The organism is Pseudomonas haemolytica (assembly GCF_009659625.1).
GTDB classification, from domain to species: domain Bacteria; phylum Pseudomonadota; class Gammaproteobacteria; order Pseudomonadales; family Pseudomonadaceae; genus Aquipseudomonas; species Aquipseudomonas haemolytica.
Map to the genome: position 1 here is coordinate 98,879 of NZ_VOIW01000003.1, position 24,531 is coordinate 123,409.

The 24,531-nt window shown below is 58.4% G+C and carries 21 protein-coding genes; 14 read left to right on the top strand and 7 right to left on the bottom strand.

What is annotated here, in order from left to right:
* Positions 1-67 precede the first annotated feature (67 nt).
* From fmt to FRT59_RS10865, 4 genes are read left to right on the top strand one after another with little or no spacing between them, the layout of a single operon-like run.
* Positions 68-1,021: a methionyl-tRNA formyltransferase gene (fmt, locus tag FRT59_RS10850; protein WP_153871205.1), complete on the top strand. Its 954-nt coding sequence runs from the start codon at positions 68-70 to the stop codon at positions 1,019-1,021.
* Positions 1,018-2,328, top strand: a complete 1,311-nt coding sequence (rsmB, locus tag FRT59_RS10855) for a 16S rRNA (cytosine(967)-C(5))-methyltransferase RsmB (RefSeq protein ID WP_153871206.1) — start codon at positions 1,018-1,020, stop codon at positions 2,326-2,328. Before fmt ends, rsmB begins: the two co-directional genes overlap by 4 nt.
* Positions 2,329-2,350: 22 nt before the next feature.
* The gene (gene trkA / locus FRT59_RS10860) at positions 2,351-3,724 is read left to right on the top strand and encodes a Trk system potassium transporter TrkA (RefSeq protein ID WP_034116596.1); all 1,374 of its coding nucleotides are present in this window, start codon (positions 2,351-2,353) and stop codon (positions 3,722-3,724) included.
* A 19-nt stretch (positions 3,725-3,743) separates the two neighbouring features.
* Positions 3,744-4,055, top strand: a complete 312-nt coding sequence (locus FRT59_RS10865) for a tetratricopeptide repeat protein (protein WP_153871207.1) — start codon at positions 3,744-3,746, stop codon at positions 4,053-4,055.
* 135 nt (positions 4,056-4,190) lie between these two features.
* Here the strand turns inward: FRT59_RS10865 and FRT59_RS10870 are convergent, their stop codons facing one another.
* Together FRT59_RS10870 and FRT59_RS10875 are read right to left on the bottom strand one after the other, a co-directional pair.
* Positions 4,191-5,078 (bottom strand): lysophospholipid acyltransferase, encoded by an 888-nt coding sequence (locus FRT59_RS10870; RefSeq protein ID WP_014716285.1) that lies wholly within the window; start codon positions 5,076-5,078, stop codon positions 4,191-4,193.
* Between the two features lie 40 nt (positions 5,079-5,118).
* Positions 5,119-5,676, bottom strand: coding sequence for a DNA-3-methyladenine glycosylase I (locus FRT59_RS10875; protein ID WP_153871208.1), 558 nt, complete (start codon positions 5,674-5,676; stop codon positions 5,119-5,121).
* A gap of 81 nt (positions 5,677-5,757) precedes the next feature.
* Here FRT59_RS10875 and glyQ point away from each other — a divergent pair, with 81 nt between their 5' ends.
* The 4 genes from glyQ to FRT59_RS10895 all read left to right on the top strand — a co-directional run bounded on the left by glyQ (position 5,758) and on the right by FRT59_RS10895 (position 10,154).
* A complete protein-coding gene (gene glyQ, locus FRT59_RS10880; protein WP_003213601.1) occupies positions 5,758-6,711 on the top strand; it encodes a glycine--tRNA ligase subunit alpha in 954 nt (317 codons plus the stop codon).
* Complete coding sequence (glyS, locus tag FRT59_RS10885) at positions 6,708-8,762, top strand: glycine--tRNA ligase subunit beta (RefSeq protein ID WP_153871209.1); 2,055 nt, start codon at positions 6,708-6,710, stop codon at positions 8,760-8,762. The genes glyQ and glyS overlap by 4 nt, the downstream gene beginning before the upstream one ends.
* Positions 8,762-9,301, top strand: coding sequence for a D-glycero-beta-D-manno-heptose 1,7-bisphosphate 7-phosphatase (gmhB, locus tag FRT59_RS10890; protein WP_198809685.1), 540 nt, complete (start codon positions 8,762-8,764; stop codon positions 9,299-9,301). The genes glyS and gmhB overlap by 1 nt, the downstream gene beginning before the upstream one ends.
* A gap of 82 nt (positions 9,302-9,383) precedes the next feature.
* On the top strand, positions 9,384-10,154 hold the full coding sequence (locus FRT59_RS10895; protein WP_153871210.1) for a lysophospholipid acyltransferase family protein: 771 nt from the start codon (positions 9,384-9,386) through the stop codon (positions 10,152-10,154).
* A 181-nt stretch (positions 10,155-10,335) separates the two neighbouring features.
* On the opposite strand, the gene FRT59_RS10900 is transcribed toward FRT59_RS10895, so the two are convergent.
* Entirely contained in the window at positions 10,336-12,615 is a 2,280-nt protein-coding gene (locus tag FRT59_RS10900; RefSeq protein ID WP_198809679.1) for a CHASE2 domain-containing protein, read from the bottom strand.
* A 354-nt stretch (positions 12,616-12,969) separates the two neighbouring features.
* On the opposite strand from FRT59_RS10900, the gene FRT59_RS10905 reads away from it, so the two are divergent.
* Complete coding sequence (locus FRT59_RS10905) at positions 12,970-13,692, top strand: response regulator transcription factor (protein WP_034116590.1); 723 nt, start codon at positions 12,970-12,972, stop codon at positions 13,690-13,692.
* Positions 13,693-13,794: 102 nt separating this feature from the next.
* Here FRT59_RS10905 and gyrB read toward each other — a convergent pair whose 3' ends face one another.
* Genes gyrB through dnaA form a run of 4 tightly spaced genes read right to left on the bottom strand, consistent with a single transcriptional unit; the run spans position 13,795 to position 20,000 of the window.
* Positions 13,795-16,212, bottom strand: a complete 2,418-nt coding sequence (gene gyrB / locus FRT59_RS10910; RefSeq protein WP_046070218.1) for a DNA topoisomerase (ATP-hydrolyzing) subunit B — start codon at positions 16,210-16,212, stop codon at positions 13,795-13,797.
* A gap of 4 nt (positions 16,213-16,216) precedes the next feature.
* Positions 16,217-17,320, bottom strand: coding sequence for a DNA replication/repair protein RecF (recF, locus tag FRT59_RS10915; protein ID WP_153871211.1), 1,104 nt, complete (start codon positions 17,318-17,320; stop codon positions 16,217-16,219).
* A 20-nt stretch (positions 17,321-17,340) separates the two neighbouring features.
* Complete coding sequence (gene dnaN / locus FRT59_RS10920) at positions 17,341-18,444, bottom strand: DNA polymerase III subunit beta (protein ID WP_034116587.1); 1,104 nt, start codon at positions 18,442-18,444, stop codon at positions 17,341-17,343.
* Between the two features lie 38 nt (positions 18,445-18,482).
* Positions 18,483-20,000 carry a chromosomal replication initiator protein DnaA gene (gene dnaA, locus FRT59_RS10925; RefSeq protein WP_034116586.1) on the bottom strand — a complete coding sequence of 506 codons (1,518 nt, stop codon included), beginning with the start codon at positions 19,998-20,000 and terminating at the stop codon, positions 18,483-18,485.
* A gap of 585 nt (positions 20,001-20,585) precedes the next feature.
* Between dnaA and rpmH the strand changes: the two genes are divergently transcribed.
* From rpmH to mnmE, 5 genes are all read left to right on the top strand, one after another.
* A complete protein-coding gene (gene rpmH / locus FRT59_RS10930; RefSeq protein WP_003213577.1) occupies positions 20,586-20,720 on the top strand; it encodes a 50S ribosomal protein L34 in 135 nt (44 codons plus the stop codon).
* 13 nt (positions 20,721-20,733) lie between these two features.
* Positions 20,734-21,141 (top strand): ribonuclease P protein component, encoded by a 408-nt coding sequence (gene rnpA / locus FRT59_RS10935; protein WP_020302575.1) that lies wholly within the window; start codon positions 20,734-20,736, stop codon positions 21,139-21,141.
* Positions 21,134-21,379 (top strand): membrane protein insertion efficiency factor YidD, encoded by a 246-nt coding sequence (gene yidD, locus FRT59_RS10940; RefSeq protein ID WP_080752880.1) that lies wholly within the window; start codon positions 21,134-21,136, stop codon positions 21,377-21,379. Before rnpA ends, yidD begins: the two co-directional genes overlap by 8 nt.
* A 2-nt stretch (positions 21,380-21,381) precedes the next feature.
* Positions 21,382-23,064: a membrane protein insertase YidC gene (gene yidC / locus FRT59_RS10945; RefSeq protein ID WP_034116585.1), complete on the top strand. Its 1,683-nt coding sequence runs from the start codon at positions 21,382-21,384 to the stop codon at positions 23,062-23,064.
* Positions 23,065-23,143: 79 nt separating this feature from the next.
* Complete coding sequence (gene mnmE, locus FRT59_RS10950) at positions 23,144-24,514, top strand: tRNA uridine-5-carboxymethylaminomethyl(34) synthesis GTPase MnmE (RefSeq protein WP_034116584.1); 1,371 nt, start codon at positions 23,144-23,146, stop codon at positions 24,512-24,514.
* The last annotated feature ends 17 nt before the right edge of the window (positions 24,515-24,531 follow it).

Genomic DNA, 24,531 nt, shown 5'->3' on the forward strand with positions numbered 1-24,531 from the left:
CCCCTCTTCCAAAGGCTTGCTGCGGCAAGCCTTTTTCTTTTGTGACTGCTTTTAACCGAGAACGCCCATGACCGAGCCACTGCGCATTGTTTTTGCCGGCACCCCTGAATTCGCCGCTGAACACCTCAAGGCGCTGCTTGCCAGCCCTTATGACATCGTCGCGGTGTATACCCAGCCGGATCGCCCGGCCGGTCGCGGGCAAAAACTGATGCCGAGCCCGGTCAAGCAACTGGCGCTAGAGCACAATATTCCCGTGATGCAACCGCCGACCCTGCGTAATGCCGAGGCCCAGGCCGAAATGGCCGCGCTGAAACCAGACCTGCTGGTAGTGGTGGCCTACGGCTTGATCCTGCCCCAGGCGGTGCTGGATATCCCGCGCCTGGGTTGCATCAACAGCCATGCTTCGCTGTTGCCACGCTGGCGCGGCGCGGCGCCGATCCAGCGTGCTGTGGAAGCGGGCGACAAGGAGAGCGGCGTGACCGTGATGCGTATGGAAGCGGGCCTGGACACCGGCCCGATGCTGCTCAAGGCCACTACGCCTATCACTGCCGAAGATACCGGTGGCAGCCTGCACGACCGCCTGGCTGAACTGGGCCCGCCCGCAGTGATCCAGGCGATCGCCGGCCTCGCGACCGGCACCCTGGAAGACGAAGTCCAGGACGACAGCCTGGCCACCTACGCTCATAAGCTGAACAAAGACGAAGCGCGCATCGACTGGAGCCGCCCCGCCGTCGAGCTGGAACGCCTGGTGCGTGCATTCAACCCGTGGCCGATCTGCCACAGCAGCCTCAACGGCGAAGCTTTGAAGGTACTTGCCGCGACCCTGGCCGACGGCAAAGGCGCCCCCGGCGAAATCATCGGCGCCAGTAAAGACGGCCTGCTGGTGGCTTGTGGTGAACAGGCGCTGTGCCTGACTCGTCTGCAATTGCCCGGCGGCAAAGCATTGAGCTTCAGCGATTTGTTCAACAGCCGTCGTGAGAAATTTGCCCTGGGCACGATCCTTGGGGTGGCCGCTCAATGAACCCACGTCTGGCCGCCGCCAAGGCTCTCGCCGCCGTCCTCAACGGCAAGGCTTCGCTGAACAGCTCATTGCCGACACAGCTGGATAAAGTCGAAGACCGCGACCGCGGCTTCACCCAGGACCTGGCCTTTGGCACCGCCCGTTGGCAGCCGCGTTTGTCTGCGCTGGCGGCCAAGCTGCTGCAAAAGCCGTTCAAGGCGGCGGACGCTGACGTCGAGGCCCTGTTGCTGGTGGGCCTCTATCAGTTGCTCTACACCCGCGTGCCGGCCCACGCTGCCATCGGTGAAACCGTCGGTTGCGCCGACAAACTGAAAAAGCCCTGGGCCAAGGCCTTGCTCAATGCCGTGCTACGCCGTGCCCAGCGCGAGAGTGAAGCGCTGCTGGCCGAGCTGGAACATGATCCGGTAGTGCGTACCGCCCACCCACGCTGGCTGCAAAAGTCCCTGAAAGCCTTCTGGCCCGAGCAATGGGAAGCGATCTGCACGGCCAATAACGCACACCCGCCGATGATCCTGCGGGTCAACCGTCGTCACCACAGCCGTGATGCGTATCTGCAGTTACTGGCCGACGCGGGCATCAACGCGACGCCGTGCGTGTACAGCACAGACGGCATCGTGCTCGAAGCTGCCACCGATGTGCGTGGCCTGCCAGGTTTCGCCGAGGGCTGGATCAGCGTGCAGGACGAGGCCGCGCAATTGGCTGCCGACTTGCTCGACCTGGCGCCCGGCCAGCGTGTACTCGACGCCTGTTGTGCGCCCGGCGGTAAGACGTGTCACATCCTGGAGGTCGAAAAAGACCTGGCCGGCGTGGTGGCGGTGGATCTTGAAGCTAAACGGCTGGTGCGCGTACGGGAAAACCTCGCACGACTGGGCTTGAGCGCCGAACTGATCGCCGCCGATGGTCGCGACACCGCCACTTGGTGGGACGGCAAGCCATTCCAGCGCATCCTGCTGGACGCCCCCTGCTCGGCCACCGGCGTAATCCGTCGGCACCCGGACATCAAGCTGACCCGCCAGCCCGACGACATCGCCGCCCTGGCCGTGCTGCAAGGCGAACTGCTCGATGCGCTGTGGCCGACCCTGGAAGTCGGCGGCATCCTGCTTTACGCCACCTGCTCCACCTTGCCCACCGAGAACACCGAGGTTGTCGCAGCCTTCCTCGCCCGCACCAGCGGCGCGCGTGAGCTGGACCTCGCTACCACGGCCGGCCTCAAGCAGCCCCATGGTCGCCAACTGCTTGCGCAGGAAGGCGGGCACGATGGCTTCTACTACGCCAAACTGATCAAGATCGCCGCCGCACGCGGCTGAATGGTTTTAAGGGAGTGACCGGATGAAAATCATCATCCTTGGGGCAGGGCAGGTCGGTGGCACGCTGGCCGAACATCTGGCCGGCGAAGCCAACGACATCACCGTGGTCGACACCGATGCCGAGCGCCTGCGCAACCTGGGCGACCGCCTGGATATCCGTACGGTGCAAGGCCGCGCGTCGTTTCCGACGGTGCTGCGCCAGGCGGGTGCCGACGATGCCGACATGCTGGTCGCAGTAACCAACAGCGACGAGACCAACATGGTCGCCTGCCAGGTGGCCCACACCTTGTTCCACACCCCGACCAAGATCGCCCGGGTGCGCGAAGCGGCCTACCTGACCCGTGCCGGCCTGTTCGATAACGACGCCATCCCCGTGGACGTGCTGATCAGCCCGGAACAGGTGGTGACCCACTACATCAAGCGCCTGATCGAGATTCCAGGCGCCTTGCAGGTGATCGACTTCGCTGAAGGCAAGGCGCAGTTGGTGGCGGTAAAGGCTTACTACGGCGGGCCGCTGGTGGGCCAGCAACTGCGCCAGCTGCGCGAACACATGCCGAATGTGGAAACCCGCGTAGCCGCCATTTTCCGTCGTGACCGGCCGATCCTGCCCCAGGGCGATACGGTGATCGAGGCCGACGACGAGGTGTTTTTCATCGCCGCCAAAGCGAATATTCGTGCAGTCATGAGCGAAATGCGCAGGCTCGACGAGAGCTACAAACGCATTGTGATCGCGGGCGGCGGGCAGATTGGCGAGCGTTTGGCCGAGGCCATCGAAAGTCGCTACCAAGTGAAGATCATCGAGATGAGCCCTGCGCGTTGCCGGCACTTGTCCGACACCCTCGACAGCACCGTCGTACTGCAAGGCAGCGCCTCGGACCGTGACCTGCTGATGGAAGAGAACATCGCCGACGCCGATATCTTCCTGGCCCTGACCAACGATGACGAAGCCAACATCATGTCGTCGCTGCTGGCCAAACGGCTAGGGGCTAAGAAGGTGATGACGATCATCAACAACCCGGCCTATGTCGACCTGATCCAGGGCGGCGACATCGACATCGCCATCAGCCCGCAGCTGGCGACTATCGGCACCTTGCTCGCTCACGTGCGCCGTGGCGATATCGTCAGCGTGCACTCCCTGCGCCGGGGCGCGGCGGAAGCCATCGAGGCGATTGCCCACGGTGACTCGAAGTCGAGCAAGGTGATTGGCAGGGCCATCCGCGATATCGGCCTGCCGCCGGGCACCACCATTGGCGCAATCATTCGCGATGAAGAAGTGATCATTGCCCATGACGACACAGTGATCGCCACGGGTGACCATGTGATTTTGTTCCTTGTGGATAAAAAACATATCCGCGATGTGGAGAAACTGTTCCACGTGGGATTGAGCTTTTTCTGATACGACGGAGTACATCGGCATGCTCGAATCCCTGGAAAAAATGCTCGCCAAGGGTGTGGATAATTCGCTGCTGCGCTTTGGCTTGGGCAAGGGTTATCTGGACCTGAAGGACCACGCCAAGGCGGCGGAGCATCTGCAAAAGTGCGTCGAGTTTGATCCGAAGTATTCGGCGGCGTGGAAGTTGTTGGGCAAGGCGCACGCTGCGCTGGACGATAAAAACGCAGCACGGCAGGCATGGGAGCAGGGGATTGCAGCGGCCCAGGCCCACGGAGATAAGCAGGCCGAAAAAGAGATGACGGTATTCCTGAAAAAGCTCGACCGCCAGGCTTAATGCCGGATTCAAATGTGGGAGGGGGCTTGCTCCCGATAGCGGTAGTCCAGTCAAATATATATTGGCTGACACACTGCTATCGGGAGCAAGCCCTCTCCCACATTTGTTTTGTGCCAACCTTGAGTCAGCGATACATCAGTACCACCGCGCCTCACCCGGTGGGCGCTTCTTGAAGCGCTTCATGCTCCACATGTACTGGCTCGGGTAGGCGCCTACATAACGCTCCACCACCTTGCTCATCGCCGCGCAGGACGTGGCAGTGTCGGTGCTGTACATGTCTTCCGGCGCCGCTTCCAGGATCACCTTGTAGCCCGAGCCATCCGGCAGACGCAGGGCGTGCAGGAATACGCCGACCGCCTTGTGGCCCGCGAGCATGTTCGGCACGAATTTGCTGGTGAGTGCCTGGGTGGCGAAAAACGGTACGAAGATACCGGCGGATTCGGCCGGCTCCGGGTCGGCAGGAATGCCCACCTGGCCGCCTTTGCGCACTTCCTTGATCACGCTGAGGATGCCTTCCTTGGTCGACGCCGCCACGCGGTTGCCCAGTTGCACGCGCTGTTTACGCAGCAATTCGTCCACCGCCTTGAGCTTGGGCGGGCGATAGAAAATGATCGGTTTGCACTGGCTGCAATAGAAGTGGTTCAACACTTCCCAGTTGCCCAGGTGGCTGGTGATACCCACCACGCCTTTGCCGGAGGCCAGGGCTTCGTGCAGCACTTCCAGGCCCTCGACTTCGCGTACCAGGTCGATGGAACGCTGGGCCGGCCAGATCCACGCGCAGGCGCTTTCGGTCAGGGACTTGCCGATGTCCATCAGGCTGCGGCCCACCAGGCGTTCGCGCTCGGCTGGGTCCATGTCCGGGAAGCATTTGGACAGATTGATCCGCACCGTGTCGCGGGAGCGGTTGGGGGTTTTCCACATGATCCAGCCGATGCCCGTGCCGACGGCTTGTACGGCGCGCCAGGGCAGCAGGGCAAATAACCGGAGAGCGCCTACCAGCAAGGCGCCTTTAAACTTTTCCACAGGTCACTCCTGATCGTGTGTGGTGCGCGAAGCCGGCATTCTAACCGGCGTTGGCCAAGTCCGCGTAACGGTCGCAGTCCTGGGTGTGGTCCATGACCATGCCCGAGGCCTGCATGAAGGCGTAGCAGATGGTCGGCCCGACAAAAGTGAAGCCGGCTTTTTTCAAGGCTTTGCTCATGGCTTCGGCCTCGGGGGTAATCGCCGGGACTTCACTGCGATCCTTGAAGTGATTGACCTTGGGCATGCCGCCGACGAACGACCAGAGCAGCCCCACCGGATCTTCCAACGCCAGCCAGGCGGCGGCGTTGCGCCGGGTAGCGTTGAGCTTCAAGCGATTGCGCACGATGCCCGGGTCCAGCATCAGCACCTCGATTTCGTCATCGCTCAACTGCGCCAGACGCTGCGCATCAAAGCCGAACAATACCTTCCGATAATGCTCGCGTTTGCGTAAAACGGTGATCCAGGACAGGCCAGCCTGGAACCCTTCGAGCAAAAGCAACTCGAACAAACCCTGCGCATCGCGCAGCGGCGTTCCCCACTCCTGATCGTGATAAGCCATGTACAGCGGATCTTCAGAACACCAAAAGCAGCGTGGCATAAGGCTCCAGGGGGTGGTGGCAGGGCCGAATCGGGTATACTCCCGCTCTTTAAATCGCAGCCCAAGTAACAGGTGAATTTCGTGAGCCAGCCTACGCCAGCCGTGCGTACCTTCCAAGACTTGATCCTCGCCCTCCAGCAATACTGGGCCGAGCAAGGTTGTGTGGTACTTCAGCCCTACGATATGGAAGTAGGCGCCGGCACTTTCCACACCGCTACATTCCTGCGGGCCATCGGCCCGGAAACCTGGAACGCCGCTTATGTGCAGCCCAGTCGTCGCCCGACTGACGGCCGCTACGGCGAAAACCCGAACCGTCTGCAGCACTACTACCAGTTCCAGGTGGTACTGAAGCCCAACCCGGACAACTTCCAGGAACTGTACCTGGGCTCGCTGAAACATGTTGGCCTGGACCCACTGGTGCACGACATCCGTTTCGTCGAAGACAACTGGGAGTCACCAACCCTGGGCGCCTGGGGCCTGGGCTGGGAAGTCTGGCTCAATGGCATGGAAGTGACGCAGTTCACCTACTTCCAGCAAGCCGGTGGCATCGAGTGCTACCCGGTGACCGGCGAGATCACCTACGGCCTCGAACGCCTGGCCATGTACCTGCAGGGCGTGGACTCGGTCTACGATCTGGTGTGGGCTGACGGCCCGTTCGGCAAAGTCACCTACGGCGACGTGTTCCACCAGAACGAAGTGGAGCAGTCCACCTACAACTTCGAACACGCCAACGTCGAGAAGCTGTTCGAACTGTTCGACTTCTACGAAAGCGAAGCCAAGCGCCTGATCGAACTCGACCAGCCGCTGCCGTTGCCAAGCTATGAAATGGTGTTGAAGGCGTCCCATACCTTCAACCTGCTGGACGCCCGCCGTGCTATCTCGGTGACGGCGCGCCAGCAATACATCCTGCGTGTACGCACCCTGGCGCGTTCCGTCGCCCAAGCCTACCTGCTGGCTCGCGCCAAGCTGGGCTTCCCGATGGCAACCCCGGATTTGCGTGATGAAGTGTTGGCTAAGCTGGAGGCTGCACAATGAGTGCTCAAGATTTCCTGGTTGAACTGGGCACCGAAGAGCTGCCACCCAAGGCACTCAATACCCTGGCCGATGCGTTCCTGGCCGGTATCGAAAAAGGCCTGCAGGGCGCCGGCCTGAAGTTTGAAGCGAAGAAAGTCTACGCCGCGCCGCGTCGCCTGGCTGTACTGCTGACCGCCCTGGAAACCCAGCAGCCGGACCGCAGCATCAACCTGGACGGCCCACCGCGCCAGGCGGCTTTCGATGCCGAAGGCAACCCGACCCAAGCCGCCCTTGGCTTTGCCAAGAAATGCGGCGTCGAGCTGAGCGAGATCGACCAGAGCGGCCCGAAACTGCGTTTCAGCCAGGTCATCACTGGCAAGCCGACCGCCAGCCTGCTGCCGACCATCGTTGAAGACTCCCTGAACGACTTGCCTATCCCTAAGCGCATGCGCTGGGGTGCGCGCAAGGAAGAGTTCGTGCGCCCGACCCAATGGCTGGTGATGCTGCTCGGTGACCAGGTCATCGATTGCACTATTCTCGCCCAGAAGGCCGGTCGTGACTCCCGTGGTCACCGCTTCCATCATCCGGAAAGCGTACGCATCACCTCGCCGGCCAACTACCTCAACGACCTGCGCGCCGCTTACGTGCTGGCCGATGCCAATGAGCGTCGTGAGCTGATCAGCAAACGTACCGAAGAGCTGGCGCGTCTGCAGGAAGGCACTGCCATCGTGCCGCCAAGCCTGTTGGACGAAGTGACCGCCCTGGTGGAATGGCCAGTGCCGCTGGTGTGCTCGTTCGAAGAGCGTTTCCTCGATGTGCCGCAAGAAGCGCTGATCACTACCATGCAGGACAACCAGAAGTATTTCTGCCTGCTGGACGCGGACGGTAAGTTGCTGCCGCGTTTTATCACCGTGGCCAACATCGAAAGCAAGGACCCACAGCAGATCATCGCCGGTAACGAAAAAGTCGTTCGCCCGCGCCTGACTGACGCCGAGTTCTTCTTCAAGCAAGACAAGAAGCAGAAGCTCGAAGACTTCAACCTGCGCCTGCAAAACGTGGTGTTCCAGGAAAAACTCGGCAGTGTCTACGACAAGGCCGCGCGGGTTTCCAAACTGGCGGCCTACATTGCCCCGCGTATTGGCGGCGACCCAGCCTGGGCCGCACGTGCCGGCTTGCTGTCCAAGTGCGACCTGGCTACCGAGATGGTCGGCGAGTTCCCTGAGATGCAAGGCGTTGCCGGTTACTACTACGCCCTCAACGATGGCGAGCCGGAAGAAGTCGCCCTGGCCCTGAACGAGCAGTACATGCCGCGCGGTGCCGGTGCAGAACTGCCGACCACCCTGACCGGTGCGGCCGTGGCCATCGCCGACAAGCTGGATACCCTCGTGGGCATCTTCGGTATCGGCATGCTGCCAACCGGTAGCAAAGACCCGTATGCCCTGCGCCGTGCGGCCTTGGGCGTGCTGCGGATCCTGATCGACAAGAAGCTGGACCTCGACCTGACCCAGGCCGTGGTGTTCGCCGTCGGCCAGTTCGGTGCCAAGGTCAAGCAAGCCGGCCTGGCCGAGCAAGTGCTGGAGTTCGTGTTCGACCGCCTGCGTGCGCGTTACGAAGACGAAGGCGTGGACGTTTCCGTCTACCTGTCGGTGCGTGCCCTGCAACCGGGTTCGGCGCTGGACTTCGACCAGCGTGTACAAGCCGTACAAGCGTTCCGCAAGCTGCCGGAAGCCGATGCGCTGGCCGCCGTGAACAAGCGCGTGTCGAACCTGCTGAGCAAGGCCGACAACCTCGGCAATGCCGAAGTTGACCCGAGCCTGTTTGCCGATGCCAAGGAGTTCTCGCTGAACTCCGCCATCGCCAAGGCTGAAAACGCCGTCAAGCCGCTGATCGCCGAGCGTAACTACGCTGAAGCGTTGGCGCGCCTGGCGTCGTTGCGCGAACCGGTGGACGCGTTCTTTGAGGCGGTGATGATCAATGCCGACGATGCCGGCGTGCGGAAAAACCGCTACGCCATGCTCGCGCGCCTGCGTGGCCTGTTCATCAATATCGCTGACATTTCCGTACTGGGCTGATCATGTTGAAGCTGCTGATTCTCGATCGGGACGGGGTGATCAATTACGACTCCGACGCTTACATCAAGTCGGTGGATGAATGGATCCCGCTGCCCGGCTCGATCGAGGCCATCGCGCAGTTGAGCAAAGCCGGCTGGACGGTGGCCATCGCTACCAACCAGTCCGGCATCGCCCGTGGCTATTACGACATCGCTACCCTGGACGCCATGCACGCGCGTATGCGCACGTTAGTGGCCGAGCAGGGAGGCGAGGTGGGGCTAGTGGTCTACTGCCCCCACGGGCCGGATGAGGGCTGCGATTGCCGTAAGCCCAAGCCTGGCATGTTGAAAATCATTGCAGAACATTACAAGGTGCCGTTGGCTGGGATATGGTTCGTCGGGGACAGCCTCGGTGACCTGGAGGCGGCCAAGGCCGTCGACTCTCAGCCAGTTTTGGTTAAGACCGGAAAAGGCGAAAAGACCCAGGCGAAAAACCTGCCGGTAGGCACCTTGATTTTTGACGATCTGGCGGCCGTTGCCGCAGAACTTATCAACAACTAGCCGCCCTCGACTTCCTGACCAAGGATTGTTCGGGAGTGCGCTTTTAACAGGCGGGCCGTGTCCCGCAACGGTAAATGCCGCCATGTCGATCTTGCAGGCCATCAGAACCTTTTTCTTTTACCTGCTGCTGGGCACCAGTTCGTTTCTCTGGTGCACCCTGAGCTTTTTTATTGCACCGTTCCTACCCTTCAAGGCGCGCTATCGCTTCATCAACGTTTATTGGTGCCGCTGCGCGTTGTGGCTGAGCAAGGTATTCCTGAACATCCGCTTCGAGATCAAGGGCGCTGAAAACGTCCCGGAACAGCCCTGTGTGATTCTCTCGAACCACCAGAGCACCTGGGAGACGTTCTTCCTTTCGGCCTACTTCTCGCCGCTGAGCCAGGTGCTCAAGCGGGAGCTGTTGTATGTGCCATTTTTCGGCTGGGCCATGGCCATGCTCCGGCCGATCGCCATCGACCGCGACAACCCCAAGGCGGCGCTCAAGCATGTCGCCAAGAAGGGTGACGAGCTGCTCAAGGATGGCGTGTGGGTACTGATCTTCCCGGAAGGCACGCGGGTGCCCTACGGCACGGTGGGCAAGTTCTCACGGGGCGGTACCGCGCTGGCGGTCAACGCCAACTTGCCGGTGCTGCCAATTGCGCATAATGCGGGCAAGTTCTGGCCCAAGACCGGCTGGGCCAAACGCCCAGGCACCATCACCGTAGTTATCGGCGAACCTATGTACGCAGAAGGCGAAGGGCCGCGTGCCATTGCCGCGCTGAATGACCGCGCCGCAGCGTGGAATGAAGCGCAGCAGCGGGCCATGGGCTCCTTGCCTCCAGAACCTGTTGTGGTGGAGACGCCAGCGGTTTGAGTATCTGTGGATAACCTGTGTACGCTTTGTTGGCGAATCGGCTTTTTTGCTTCATAAGAAGCTGATTTACTTACATATTTCTAGAGCTCATAAAATCTCGAAAAACGTGCATAAGTTTTTTCTTCATTAAAAAACCGGTCCTTGTGACCGGTTTTTTATGCACAGCAGAAAAGTGCGTTTTTCATTCGTCCAACTGCGGCACTAGCAAGATGAATGTCGAGCCCTTGCCCAGCTCACTTTCACAAACGATGCGCCCGCCATGCCGTTCAACCACGGCTTTAACCATAGTCAGCCCAAGCCCAAGACCGTCACTGCCCTGGGCGGAATCGAAGCGCCGGTATTGGCTGAACAACTCCGGCAAATCCTTGGCTGCAATGCCCGGCCCCTGGTCGCTGATACGGCATTCCAACCAACCTTGCGCGCTGGCATGCCTCAGCCTGACGGTGGTACCGGAAGAAGAGTATTTGATCGCGTTTTCCAGCACATTGAACAATGCCCGGGTGAGCAATGACTGATCGGCGTAAACCATGGCCTCGTCGGCCTCATCCAGATCGTGGACCAGGTGGATGCCCTTGAGTTGCGCAATCACTGCCACTTGATCAAAGGCGTCCATCACCAACATGGCGAACAGGGTCGGTTGGAACTGGTAGCCGTCTGCCTCGGCCTTGGCCAACTGCACAAAAGATTCGGTAAGGCTTAAGGCCCGTCGAACCTGCTGTTCGATTTGAGCAAAGACTGGCGACTCACTGTTATGCACATCCAGCAAAGCAAGGATCGCCGAGTGCGGTGCACGCAGGTCGTGGGAAAGGAAACGCAACATGGTCTCACGGTGCTGCTGGGCTTCGCGCTCCTTGCTCAGGTCAGTCAGGCTCAACAGCCAGCCGAGGGCAAAATCACCTTCGGCCGGAAGCAAAGGTGCAAGCTCCATGCGCAAACTGCGTTGGTGGATGTCGCGGAACTCGACCAGCTCCAGTGCCGACAGGGCAGGGCGTACGCCGTTATGCAGCGGGGGATAACCCAAATCGGCGAGTTGTTCGACGAGGTTTTCGCTGACCAGATCATTGCCGAATACTTCACGGGCCACGCGGTTGGCCAACAGAATACTGCCCTGGGGGTCGGTAATCAGCGTCGCGACGGGCAGGCACTCCAATCCATCGGCCATAAAGCGCCGTGTATCCCGCGTGCGGCTCACTGCTTGCTCAAGGGCAAAGATCCGCCCTTGCAGTACGTCACCTTTACTGGCGGGTGCACGACGACGCTCAGGCAGCACCTTGGGCTCGTTATCCAGGCGGGCCAGCTCCCAGCCGAAGTAGGCAAGGATCACGCTCAAGCGTCGCCAGTTCCAGATCAGATAGCTGAGCAGCAGACCAATCATGCACGCCGCGGGCGACCACCAGTGGCCCAGGCGCAACAGCGCCCATGACCCCACCAACGCCGTGACCATGCCCGCCAATGTCATCCACAGGGCGTAGCGTGGGCGATATAACAGAAGGCCCAGCAGCAACGTTACCAATGACGTTGCCAACAGCGCTGCCAGCCAACCGGGCAGGTCGACAATGCTGCGATCCTGCAGTAAGCCGTTGAGCACATCCGCCTGGATCTCCACACCCGCTGTCGTGCCAACGGTGGAGGAGAGTGGTGTAACGAAACGATCAGCCATTCCATAGGCGGTAGCGCCTATTAGAATCAGCCGGCCACGCAGCAACTCGGGAGGCACCTCACCGTGTAGTAGGCTGACGTAGGACACGCTGGGAAAGTGGTCAGCCGTGGAGGTGAAAGGTACACGAATCTCATGTTCCTGGTGCCACCGTTCGCTGCTGGGCGCTTGCGTCAGCCCAGGCATGATCCGCGCCTGCCCATTCAATGTGAATGCCAGCCATGCCAATTGCGGGAGCGTCCTGCCGGGAGGACCTTCACGCAGATACATGCTGCGTACGACACCGTCTTTATCTGCTTCGACGTTGATATGCCCGACGCCTTTGGCGCACTTGAGCAGTGGTGACAACGGCTCTTCTGGGGGGCTAGGGCTCACACTGCTGTCACCGATGACAGGCAGCAATACATTGCCGGCCTTGCATACGGCATCGGCCAATCGCTGGTCATCGGCATCACTGCCGGGCTCACTGAAGATTACATCAAACAAAATGCCCGCCGGCTGGGCGCTGCTCAGGCGTTCAATCAGGTCGGCATGCACGCTACGCGGCCAGGGCCATGGGCCGAGTAATTCCAGGCTGGGGGCATCAATGGTCACCAGCAAAATTCGTGGATCTACCGGCAAAGGTGTCAGCCGGCGCAAGCTATCGTAGAGCGGGTTATTGAGGGCCAGTCCTGAGCTCAAGGATAAGTAAACAGTAAAGGGCAGCAATACCAAGCCGATCAGCAGCCATTCGCGCACCAAACCATGAAACAGAAGCTGTGCCTGGGTAGGTTGGCGTTTCTCGGCCTTGCTCCATAGTTTCACAGGACTAGTTCCCTCTCCAGATGGTTACGATGAAGCGCATGCGATGTTCTGAAACCAGTGAAGCTTATTTCGGTCTCATTGGAGGACTTTGTGCAGGACAGCGTAATAATCCATACCGCACATAAGAGTATGGGCATCACGTACCGGCGAGGCTATTGGCAGCGAACCTTTTCCTTATAGACGGGAGTCGGTATCTTTCCCTGAGGAAGAAAGGCTCTTGAAGTTGATATCAGCGTATCGAGAGAACCAGGGATCTTAGAATCCGTCCATAATTATTCAGATTCAGAGACCGGCCTTTGCGCAGCATGTGCCTCCCATTGAAGCTGTCGTATTTTTTGTAGGAAGGACCCACCCATGCGAGTCGCAATACTGGATGACGAACCCGCCGAATTGCGACGGGTGGAACAGACACTGCGACAAATTCCCAGCCCTGCGGAGCAGCCATGGTCCCTGCATTTCTTCGAACGCGGTGAAGACCTGCTGCGCCAGTTGCGTCGGGAAACCTTTGACCTACTGATACTTGACTGGCAACTGCCGGATATCTCGGGCATTGCATTATTGCGCTGGACCCGCGAGCACATGGAATCGCCCCCTGCCGTGATCATGCTCACCAGTCGCGATGCCGAGAGCGATATCGTCACAGCGTTGAACAGCGGGGCGGATGATTACGTCAGCAAGCCCTTTCGACCCAACGAACTCAAAGCCCGAGTCAGCGCTGTTTTGCGTCGCCACGGCCTGCAGAAGTCGGCTACCCAGGAAGTGCAGAGCTTCAATGATCTGACCTTCGACGACGCTGAACTGACCGTCACCCGCGCAGGCAAACCCATCAACCTGACGGAACGGGAATACCGTCTGGCCAGTTGCCTGTTCGCCAACTTGGCCCGACCGCTGTCTCGCGAGTATCTGTATGAGCGGTTCTGGAGCCACGAGGAAATGGTTTCGTCACGACCTTTGGATACGCACATCTACCGTCTGCGCAACAAACTTGGGCTGACGGCGGACCGCGGTTGGCAACTGTTGACGATCTATGGGTACGGGTATCGGTTAGAGAGCGTGGCGACTGCCACAGAGAGTTAAAACCGTTGATGTTCCACGTGGAGCATTTTAAAAGGCTCAACCAGCAGCCAATAAAAAAGGCCAACGCTAGCGTTGGCCTTTTTGTTTTAGCAGTGAGCCTGTTCAGAAGTCCAGGTTAGACACGGCCAAGGCATTGCTCTCGATGAAGTCACGACGAGGCTCGACCGCATCACCCATCAGGGTGTTGAAGATCTGGTCTGCGCCAATGGCGTCTTCGATGGTCACGCGCAGCATGCGACGCTGAGCCGGGTCCATGGTGGTTTCCCACAACTGATCCGGGTTCATCTCGCCCAGACCTTTGTATCGCTGGATGGTATGGCGCTTGGTGCTTTCGGCCATCAACCAGTCCAAAGCTTCCTTGAACTCCTTGACTGCTTTCTTACGCTCGCCACGCTGAATGTATGCACCGTCGTCCAGCAGGGTGCTCAGTTGCGCGCCGAGGGTGACTACAGTCTTGTAGTCGTTGCTGCCGAAGAAGTCGCGGTTGAAGGTGACATAGTTCGACAGGCCGTGTGAGATCAGTTCGACCTCTGGCAGCCATACGTTACGTTCACGGTCTTCACGCAGGCTGGCTTTGTATACCAGGCCGGACTTCTCGACGGTACGCAGACGCACTTCGTATTGGGCCAGCCAATCCTGCATGTGTGCGTGGTCACCCAACTGCTCCAGGCTCACCGATGGCAAGTAGATGAAGTGCTCGGTCAGCTCCTGAGGGTACAGGCGTGACAAACGCTTGAGCGTTTTCATCACCATACGGAAGTCGTTAACCAGGCGCTCCAGCGCCTCACCGGAGATACCCGGGGCTTCGTCGTTCAAGTGCAGGCTCGCATCTTCCAGGGCCGACTGCGTCATGTACTCTTCCATGGCGTCGTCGTCTTTGATGTATTGCTCTTGCTTGCCTTTTTTCACTTTGTACAACGGCGGCTGGGCGATGTAAATGTAGCCACGCTCGATCAGCTCAGGCAACTGACGGAAGAAGAAGGTCAGCAGCAGGGTACGGATGTGCGAACCGTCGACGTCAGCATCGGTCATGATGATGATGTTGTGGTAGCGCAGCTTGTCGATGTTGTACTCGTCACGGCCAATACCGCAGCCCAATGCCGTGATCAAGGTGCCGACTTCCTGGGAGGAAATCATCTTGTCGAAGCGAGCCTTCTCGACGTTAAGGATCTTACCCTTCAACGGCAGGATGGCCTGGGTGCGACGATTGCGACCCTGCTTGGCGGAACCGCCAGCAGAGTCACCTTCCACCAGGTACAGTTCGGAGAGGGCAGGGTCCTTCTCCTGGCAGTCAGCCAGTTTGCCCGGCAGGCCAGCAATATCCAGCGCGCCTTTACGGCGGGTCATCTCACGGGCTTTACGCGCGGCTTCACGGGCGCGGGCAGCATCGATCATCTTGCCGACGACCAGCTTGGCTTCGTTCGGGTTTTCCAACAGGAAGTCGGAGAAGTACTTGCCCATTTCCTGCTCAACCGCAGTCTTCACTTCGGAAGACACCAGCTTGTCTTTGGTCTGGGAGCTGAACTTCGGATCCGGAACCTTGACCGAGATAATCGCAGTCAGACCTTCACGAGCATCATCACCCGTGGTGGCGACTTTATGCTTCTTCGCCAGGCCTTCCGCCTCGATGTAGGTGTTCAGGTTACGCGTCAGCGCAGAACGGAAACCCACCAGGTGAGTACCGCCATCGCGCTGTGGAATGTTGTTGGTGAAGCACAACAGGTTCTCGTTGAAGCTGTCGTTCCACTGCAGGGCGATTTCCACGCCGATGCCGTCTTCACGCTGGATGTTGAAGTGGAACACCTGGTTGACCGCAGTCTTGTTGGTGTTCAGGTATTCAACGAACGCACGCAGGCCGCCTTCGTACTTGAACAGTTCTTCCTTGCCGCTGCGCTCATCCTTGAGGACGATGCCGACACCGGAGTTGAGGAAGGACAGTTCGCGAATCCGCTTGGCCAGAATGTCCCAGCTGAAGTGGATGTTCTTGAAGGTTTCAGCCGAGGGCTTGAAGTGGATCTGGGTACCGGTGGTTTCACTGTCGCCAACAATTTTCATCGGCTCCTGTGGCACACCATGGACGTAGGTCTGCTCCCAGATCTTGCCGCTGCGGCGAACGGTAAGAATCAACTCTTCGGACAGTGCGTTCACTACCGACACACCCACACCGTGCAAACCACCGGATACTTTATAGGAGTTGTCGTCGAACTTACCGCCGGCGTGGAGCACGGTCATGATGACCTCTGCCGCCGAAACGCCTTCTTCTTTGTGTACGTCTACCGGAATGCCACGACCGTTGTCACGCACGGTAATGGACTCATCCGGGTGGATGATAATGCTGATGTCGTCGCAGTGACCGGCCAGAGCTTCGTCGATGGAGTTATCGACCACCTCAAACACCATGTGGTGCAGACCGCTACCATCATCGGTGTCGCCAATGTACATACCGGGACGTTTGCGTACGGCATCCAAACCTTTCAGCACTTTAATGCTGGTCGAGTCGTACGTGTTTTCTTCGCTCATGCCTTCACTCCCGATGGTCGTGGGTCTGGGTGATACGGCCTTGTTCCACGTGGAACAAAGCGACTGGCGTTTCCGTCTGCCAGCCTTCCCTCAATAATTCGTGGTCTACACAGGTGATAAACACCTGGCAGCGTAAGTCTTCCAACAAGCGGCATAGCGAACGGCGGTGCTGCTCGTCGAGCTCCGACGGCAAGTCATCCACCAGATAAATACACTGACCGCGTCGGGCCTGGCTAACCAGATGCCCTTGTGCGATACGCAGCGCACACACCACCAACTTCTGCTGGCCACGGGACAAGATATCCGCAGCATTATGTGCGCCTAATCTAAGGCGCAAGTCAGCGCGTTGGGGTCCGGCCTGGGTGTGTCCGATTTGCTGATCCCGCTGCAGAGACGTCGCAAGCACTGCACTCAGCTCACGTTCTTTGTCCCAACCCCGGTAGTAACTCAGCGTCAGTCCCTCGAGATCCAACAATTCGCTCAAGGTCTGCTCAAAGACTGGTTTCAAGGCTTTGATATAGGCACGGCGGTATTCATCTATTTCGTCGCTGGCCAGGCACAGTTCCCGGTCCCAGGCTGCTTGCGAAGCGGCGTCAAGTGTACCACGCCGCAGCCATGAGTTCCGCTGCCGCAGGGCCTTCTGCAGGCGCTGCCAAGTGGCCATGAAGCGTGGTTCCACGTGGAACACGCCCCAATCAAGGAATTGCCGGCGAATTTTAGGTGCGCCTTCCAACAATCGGAAACTGTCGGGGTTGATCAACTGCAACGGCAAAATTTCAGCCAGTTGCGCTGCACTACGAGCGTTTTGCCCGTCAATTCGGATTTGAAACTCACCGCCGCGATCACGGGATATGCCCAGGCTGCTATGACCGCCCTCCGCCAGTTCAACTTGGCCAAACACGGTGCAGGCCAATTGCTCGTATTGAATCACTGGTAACAGGCGGGCACTGCGGAAAGAACGGGCAAGCCCCAGCAAGTGGATGGCTTCCAGCACGCTGGTTTTGCCACTGCCGTTGGCGCCATGGAGGATATTGATGCGGGGGGAAGGGGAGAAGGTCACCGGGTGCAGATTGCGCACCGCGGTGACCGAGACGCGACTGAGGGACATCTAGCTTCTGCTGAGCATGATTACAGGCGCATCGGCATGACAACATACGCCGAGTCGTCGTTGTCAGATTCTTGCACCAGGGCGCTGCTGTTGGAATCCGACAGGATCAGGCGAACCTGTTCGGTCGTCATGACACCCAGCACGTCCAACAAGTAGCTCACGTTGAAGCCGATCTCTAGCGAACCGCCGTTGTAGTCGACGCCCACTTCTTCTTCCGCCTCTTCCTGTTCCGGGTTGTTGGCCTGGATTTTCAGTTGGCCGTTGGCCAGTTGCAGGCGAATGCCACGGTACTTTTCGTTCGACAGAATCGCAGTACGGCTGAACGCTTCACGCAGCGCCTGACGATCACCAATCACCAGCTTATCGCCACCTTTAGGCAACACGCGCTCGTAATCCGGGAACTTGCCGTCAACCAGTTTGGAAGTGAAGGTGAACTCACCCGTGGTTGCGCGGATGTGGTGCTGACCTAGAACAATACTGACGTTGCCATCCGGTTCGGTGAGCAGACGTGCCAGCTCGAGGATACCTTTGCGCGGCACAATCACCTGATGACGATCCGGCTGACCAATATCGGCACGCATCGAGCACATCGCCAGGCGGTGGCCGTCAGTGGCCACGGCACGGATGATGCCTTCCGACACTTCCAGTAGCATGCCGTTGAGGTAGTAGCGTACGTCCTGCTGGGCCATGGCGAAGCTGGTACGCTCGATCAAGCGACGCAGTTTGCTTTGCTCCAGGCTGCAGGTCAGCGAACCCGGCCCTTCTTCCACGGTAGGGAAATCATTGGCCGGTAAAGTGGACAACGTGAACCGGCTGCGACCGGCCTTAACCACCAACTTCGCCTCATCAACCTTGATGTCGATCAGCGCGTCGTTCGGAAGGCTCTTGCAGATGTCCATCAGCTTGCGCGCTGGCACAGTGATCTCGCCTGGTTCGGCGGGCTCTTCGAGTTGGACGCGACCAACCAGTTCGACTTCCAGGTCGGTACCCGTCAGAGACAATTGCTGGCCTTCGACTACCAGCAATACGTTAGAGAGCACCGGCAAGGTCTGTCGGCGCTCGACGACGCCTGCGACCAGTTGCAGGGGTTTCAACAGGGCTTCGCGTTGAATGGTGAAATGCATGGTCTAGTCCCTTGCCTTAATAAGCTGCGCTGGTGTCATCAAGTTGTCAGTGTACGCAGCAGGTTCTTGTAGTCCTCGCGAATATCCGCGTCGGATTCCTTAAGTTCGTTGATCTTGCGGCATGCGTGCAAGACCGTGGTGTGGTCGCGCCCGCCAAACACATCACCGATTTCCGGCAAGCTGTGGTTGGTCAACTCCTTGGAGAGGGCCATGGCCACCTGACGGGGACGCGCGACCGAGCGCGAACGGCGCTTGGACAGCAGGTCGGAAATCTTGATCTTGTAGTACTCGGCCACGGTGCGCTGGATGTTATCCACACTTACCAGTTTGTCCTGCAGAGCCAACAAGTCTTTGAGGGATTCGCGAATCAGCTCGATGGTGATATCGCGGCCCATGAAGTGCGAGTGAGCGATGACCCGCTTGAGTGCGCCTTCCAGCTCGCGCACGTTGGAGCGAATGCGTTGGGCGATGAAGAACGCCGCGTCATGGGGCAGGTCGACTTTCGCCTGGTCGGCCTTTTTCATCAGGATCGCGACGCGGGTTTCCAGTTCCGGCGGTTCTACCGCCACGGTCAAGCCCCAGCCAAAGCGCGATTTCAAGCGTTCTTCCAGGCCCTCGATTTCCTTCGGGTAACGGTCACTGGTCAAGATGACCTGCTGGCCGCCTTCGAGCAGGGCGTTAAAGGTGTGGAAGAACTCCTCCTGGGAACGTTCCTTGCGAGCGAAGAATTGAATGTCATCGATCAGCAAAGCGTCAACGGAGCGGTAGAAACGCTTGAATTCGTTGATTGCATTGAGCTGCAGGGCCTTGACCATGTCAGCCACGAAGCGCTCCGAGTGCAGGTACACAACCTTGGCATTCGGATTCTTCTTTAATAGATGGTTACCCACAGCGTGCATCAAGTGCGTCTTACCCAAGCCAACGCCACCATAAAGGAAGAGTGGGTTGTAACCATGCTTGGGATTATCGGCAACTTGCCAGGCAGCCGCTCGAGCCAGCTGGTTTGACTTACCTTCGACGAAGTTTTCAAAGGTAAAGGTGCGGTTCAGGTAGCTGGTGTGCTTGAGCGCACCCTCAACCTGCACGGTGCGCTGTTCAGCGCGGATCGGTGCTTGCTGGGAGCTGGCGCCCGCCATCGGGTCGAAGCTGTCACGGGACGGCTCTTCATTCGCTGGCGCATTTTTTTGCGCAGAGGATTTGGACTGCATCGCGGTAGGAGCGGCGGAAGCGGCAACCGGTGCCGATGCGGCCTGGGCTTGCGATGCTGCAGCTGCCAAAGGCGCATTCGGCGCAGCACGCGGTGCCGAGCTACGTTTGCTGCCTATTAATAAGGAGAGCACGGGCGCGAGGCCATTACCGTGTTCGTCGAGCAATTCGAGAACGCGGCTCAGGTACTTCTCGTTGACCCAGTCGAGAACAAAACGATTGGGTGCGTAGACACGCAACTCGTCGCCTTCGGCTTCGACCTGTAGCGGACGGATCCAGGTGTTGAATTGCTGGGCAGGCAGCTCATCGCGCAAAAGCTCCACGCACTGCTGCCAAAGTTCCACTGACACGGATATCCCCTAAGTTGAAAGCCGGTGAGGCAAAAACAGCCGCCATTGTAGCGGCCAGCCGCCCACTTATCCACATGTAGGTTGCTCACAGGGCAGCCAAAATCAATGCCTTAACCGCGAAAAAGGCGACCAGTGGTCTGTGCATAAGGTCTGTGGATAAGCGCCCTTAAGCTCGTTGTACAAGTGGGGTCGAAAGTCTGTGGGTAACTGGCCTGTGGATAACAACCCATTCCACACACAGCTTATCCGATAGCGCAGCACAGGCAGAGCACCGCTTCTCCCCCGTGTTGTCATTCTTTGTACATCACGTAGAACAAGGGATAGAGGTAGTTATCCACAGATGATCGCGCCCCTAGCTTTTATAAGCTTTACAGAAAAGCTTTAAATAACTTCCTTCTTTATTTTTATATCTATGGGGTCGCTGATGAAAGCTGGATGCCTCGTAGGACCAGATAACCGCCTGGAGATCTAATTAAAGGAAAAGCTGGTTGGAAATTGACCTAGAGGCTTGCTTTCTCTAGAATCGCCGGTCTCTTAAAACGGGGGCCATTCCGGCCCGTTGTGGACGAACCAGGTAACAACGCCATGAAACGTACTTTCCAACCAAGCACCATCAAACGCGCCCGTACTCACGGCTTCCGTGCTCGCATGGCTACCAAGAACGGCCGTGCTGTCCTGTCGCGTCGCCGCGCCAAAGGTCGTGCGCGTCTGGCAGTTTGATAATCCGGTACTGGTGGTGAGTCAGGACTTCAGTCGGGAAAAGCGTCTGCTAACTCCCCGGCATTTCAAGGCAGTCTTTGACTCCCCCACCGGCAAGGTTCCGGGGAAAAATCTCCTGCTCCTTGCGCGTAACAACGATCTTGATCACCCCCGTCTCGGGTTGGTGATCGGCAAGAAGAGCGTAAAGCTCTCCGTTGAGCGCAATCGCCTCAAGCGTCTGATGCGCGAATCGTTTCGCCTCCACCAGGACACTCTGGTTGGTTGGGATATTGTTATCGTCGCGCGCAAAGGCTTGGGTGATGTAGAAAACCCCGAATTGATTCAGCATTTCGGCAAGCTCTGGAAACGTTTGGCGCGTACCCACAAGCCAGCACCAGCAGTCAGCACCGAAACTGTAGGGGTAGACAGCCTTGATGCGTAAACTGGCAATCGTTCCGATCCAGTTTTATCGCTATGCCATTAGTCCCCTGATGGCAAACCACTGTCGTTTCTACCCCAGTTGTTCCTGCTACGCGTTAGAGGCCATAGAAAATCATGGTCTTCTGCGCGGTGGCTGGCTGACCTTTCGTCGTTTAGGTCGCTGTCATCCGTGGAATCCCGGTGGTTATGACCCGGTTCCACCTATCCCTACCTCCCGTTCTTCTTCGATGGCCGAGTAATCATGGATATTAAACGCACGATCCTGATCGTCGCCCTGGCAATCGTGTCCTACGTCATGGTTCTTAAGTGGAACCAGGACTACGGCCAGGCTGCCCTGCCGACTCAGAATGTTGCTACCAATCAGGCCGCGCCGGCTATCCCGGACGCCCCGCTGGGTAATAATGCGTCCGCGAATGCCGATGTTCCCAGCGCGAATGGCGAAACCAGCGCCCCTGTAGAAACGCCAGTGGTCACCAATAAAGACCTCATCCACGTGAAAACGGATGTGCTCGACTTGGCTATCGACCCGCAAGGTGGTGATATCGCGCAGTTGAAACTGCCGCTGTATCCACGTCGCCAAGACCATCCGGATGTTCCGTTCCAACTGTTCGATAACGGTGGCGAGCGTGTTTATCTGGCGCAAAGTGGCCTGACCGGCACCAATGGTCCGGATGCTCGTGCTACCGGTCGTCCGGTTTATTCGACCGAACAGAAGACTTATCAACTGGCTGACGGCCAGAACCAGTTGAACGTCGACCTGAAATTCAGCCTCGACGGCATCAACTACATCAAGCGTTTCAGCTTTACCCGTGGTTTGTACGACTTGAAGGTCACTTATCTGATCGACAACGAAAGCGACAAACCCTGGAGTGGCAACCTGTTTGCCCAGCTCAAGCGTGATGGCAGCTCCGATCCTTCTTCCAGCACCGCCACCGGCACCGCGACTTACCTGGGCGCCGCCCTGTGGACAAGTGGTGAGCCGTACAAAAAAGTGTCGATGAAAGATATCGACAAGGGTTCGCTGAAAGAAACCGTTCAAGGTGGCTGGGTTGCCTGGTTGCAACACTACTTCGTGACCGCTTGGATCCCGAACAAGGGTGAAGCCAACCTGGTTCAGACCCGTAAAGACAGCCAAGGCAACTACATCATTGGTTTTACCGGCCCGGCGTTGAGCGTCGCTCCAGGTGCCAAGGCTGAAACCAGCGCCACTCTGTACGCCGGCCCGAAAAGCCAGGCCGTACTGAAAGAGTTGTCCCCAGGTCTGGAGCTGACTGTGGACTACGGCATTCTGTGGTTCATTGCCCAGCCAATCTTCTGGTTGCTGCAACATATCCACAGCATCGTCGGTAACTGGGGCTGGTCGATTATCTTCCTGACCATGCTGATCAAAGGGATTTTCTTCCCACTGTCGGCAGCCAGCTACAAGTCGATGGCCCGTATGCGTGCCGTGGCACCTAAACTGGCCGCGCTGAAAGAACAACATGGTGACGATCGGCAGAAAATGTCGCAGGCCATGATGGAGCTGTACAAGAAAGAGAAGATCAACCCGCTGGGTGGATGCTTGCCGATTCTGGTGCAGATGCCGGTGTTCCTGTCGCTGTACTGGGTACTCCTGGAAAGCGTGGAAATGCGCCAGGCGCCGTTCATGCTGTGGATAACTGACCTGTCGATCAAAGACCCGTTCTTTATCCTGCCGATCATCATGGGCGCGACCATGTTTATCCAGCAGCGTCTGAACCCAACACCGCCGGATCCGATGCAGGCCAAGGTAATGAAAATGATGCCAATCATCTTCACCTTCTTCTTCCTGTGGTTCCCTGCTGGCTTGGTACTGTACTGGGTGGTCAACAACGTGTTGTCGATCTCTCAACAGTGGTACATCACACGTAAAATAGAAGCGGCTACCAAAAAAGCCGAGGCGTAATTTACTCTGTGGATAACCACTCAAGACGCCCCCTAGTGGGGCGTTTTGCTTTCCGTCACTTTTGTTCTGGAACCTGCTGATGAGTGCTCCTCGTGAAACCATCGCTGCTGTGGCCACCGCTCAGGGTCGAGGTGGTGTGGGTATCGTTCGTATTTCCGGACCGCTTGCCGGCATTGCAGCCAAGGCCATCAGCGGTCGCGAATTGAAGCCGCGCTATGCGCATTACGGTCCGTTCCTGGATGCTGACGAAAGCGTTTTGGACGAGGGTCTGGCGATTTATTTCCCGGGGCCTAATTCCTTCACCGGCGAAGATGTCCTTGAATTACAAGGTCACGGCGGCCCGGTCGTATTGGATATGTTGTTGCACCGCTGCCTGCAACTGGGCTGCCGCCTGGCCCGCCCTGGCGAATTCAGCGAACGCGCATTTTTGAACGACAAGCTTGACCTGGCCCAGGCTGAAGCCATTGCTGACTTGATCGAAGCCAGTTCCGCACAAGCCGCACGGAATGCATTGCGCTCGCTGCAGGGCGCTTTTTCCCTACGTGTGCATAACTTGACCGAGCAACTGATCAGCTTGCGCATCTACGTTGAAGCGGCGATTGATTTTCCGGAGGAAGAAATCGACTTTCTCGCCGACGGTCACGTATTGGCGATGCTGGATAAGGTTCGCGACGAGTTATCCACAGTCCTGCGCGAAGCCGGGCAGGGTGCCTTGCTGCGGGACGGCATGACAGTGGTGATCGCGGGCCGGCCAAACGCGGGCAAATCCAGCCTGCTCAATGCACTGGCGGGGCGTGAAGCAGCCATTGTCACCGAGATTGCCGGCACGACCCGGGATATCCTGCGCGAACATATCCACATCGACGGCATGCCGCTGCACGTGGTCGACACTGCGGGTTTGCGTGATACCGATGACCAGGTCGAAAAAATTGGCGTAGAGCGCGCACTCAAAGCCATCGGCGAAGCCGATCGGGTGCTGCTGGTCGTAGATGCCACGGCGCCTGAGGCTGTGGATCCTTTTGCCCTATGGCCTGAGTTTCTTGAGCAACGGCCAGACCCGGGCAAGGTCACGCTGATTCGCAACAAAGCCGATTTGACGGGTGAAGCGATTGCGATGGAAACCAGCACGGATGGCCACGTCACCATCAGTCTGAGCGCCAGATCGGCGGGAGAGGGCCTGGAATTGCTGCGTGAGCACCTCAAAGCTTGCATGGGCTATGAGCAGACGTCGGAAAGCAGCTTCAGTGCGCGCCGCAGGCACCTGGAGGCGTTGCGCCACGCGAGCGCAGCCTTGGAACACGGTAGGGCTCAATTGACACTGGCAGGGGCAGGGGAGCTGCTGGCTGAGGATTTACGTCAGGCGCAGCAGCTGTTGGGGGAAATTACCGGCGCATTTAGCTCCGATGATTTGCTGGGGCGGATCTTCTCCAGCTTTTGCATTGGTAAATAAGCGAGTTATCCACAGTG

Coding starts and splice junctions, on each gene's coding strand:
- rpmH (WP_003213577.1), top strand. CDS start 20,586: ATGAAACGTACTTTCCAACCAAGCACCATCAAACGCGCCCGTACTCAC.
- rsmB (WP_153871206.1), top strand. CDS start 1,018: ATGAACCCACGTCTGGCCGCCGCCAAGGCTCTCGCCGCCGTCCTCAAC.
- mnmE (WP_034116584.1), top strand. CDS start 23,144: ATGAGTGCTCCTCGTGAAACCATCGCTGCTGTGGCCACCGCTCAGGGT.
- fmt (WP_153871205.1), top strand. CDS start 68: ATGACCGAGCCACTGCGCATTGTTTTTGCCGGCACCCCTGAATTCGCC.
- dnaN (WP_034116587.1), bottom strand. CDS start 18,444: ATGCATTTCACCATTCAACGCGAAGCCCTGTTGAAACCCCTGCAACTG.
- trkA (WP_034116596.1), top strand. CDS start 2,351: ATGAAAATCATCATCCTTGGGGCAGGGCAGGTCGGTGGCACGCTGGCC.
- FRT59_RS10875 (WP_153871208.1), bottom strand. CDS start 5,676: ATGCCACGCTGCTTTTGGTGTTCTGAAGATCCGCTGTACATGGCTTAT.
- FRT59_RS10895 (WP_153871210.1), top strand. CDS start 9,384: ATGTCGATCTTGCAGGCCATCAGAACCTTTTTCTTTTACCTGCTGCTG.
- yidC (WP_034116585.1), top strand. CDS start 21,382: ATGGATATTAAACGCACGATCCTGATCGTCGCCCTGGCAATCGTGTCC.
- glyS (WP_153871209.1), top strand. CDS start 6,708: ATGAGTGCTCAAGATTTCCTGGTTGAACTGGGCACCGAAGAGCTGCCA.
- FRT59_RS10905 (WP_034116590.1), top strand. CDS start 12,970: ATGCGAGTCGCAATACTGGATGACGAACCCGCCGAATTGCGACGGGTG.
- recF (WP_153871211.1), bottom strand. CDS start 17,320: ATGTCCCTCAGTCGCGTCTCGGTCACCGCGGTGCGCAATCTGCACCCG.
- FRT59_RS10865 (WP_153871207.1), top strand. CDS start 3,744: ATGCTCGAATCCCTGGAAAAAATGCTCGCCAAGGGTGTGGATAATTCG.
- yidD (WP_080752880.1), top strand. CDS start 21,134: ATGCGTAAACTGGCAATCGTTCCGATCCAGTTTTATCGCTATGCCATT.
- gyrB (WP_046070218.1), bottom strand. CDS start 16,212: ATGAGCGAAGAAAACACGTACGACTCGACCAGCATTAAAGTGCTGAAA.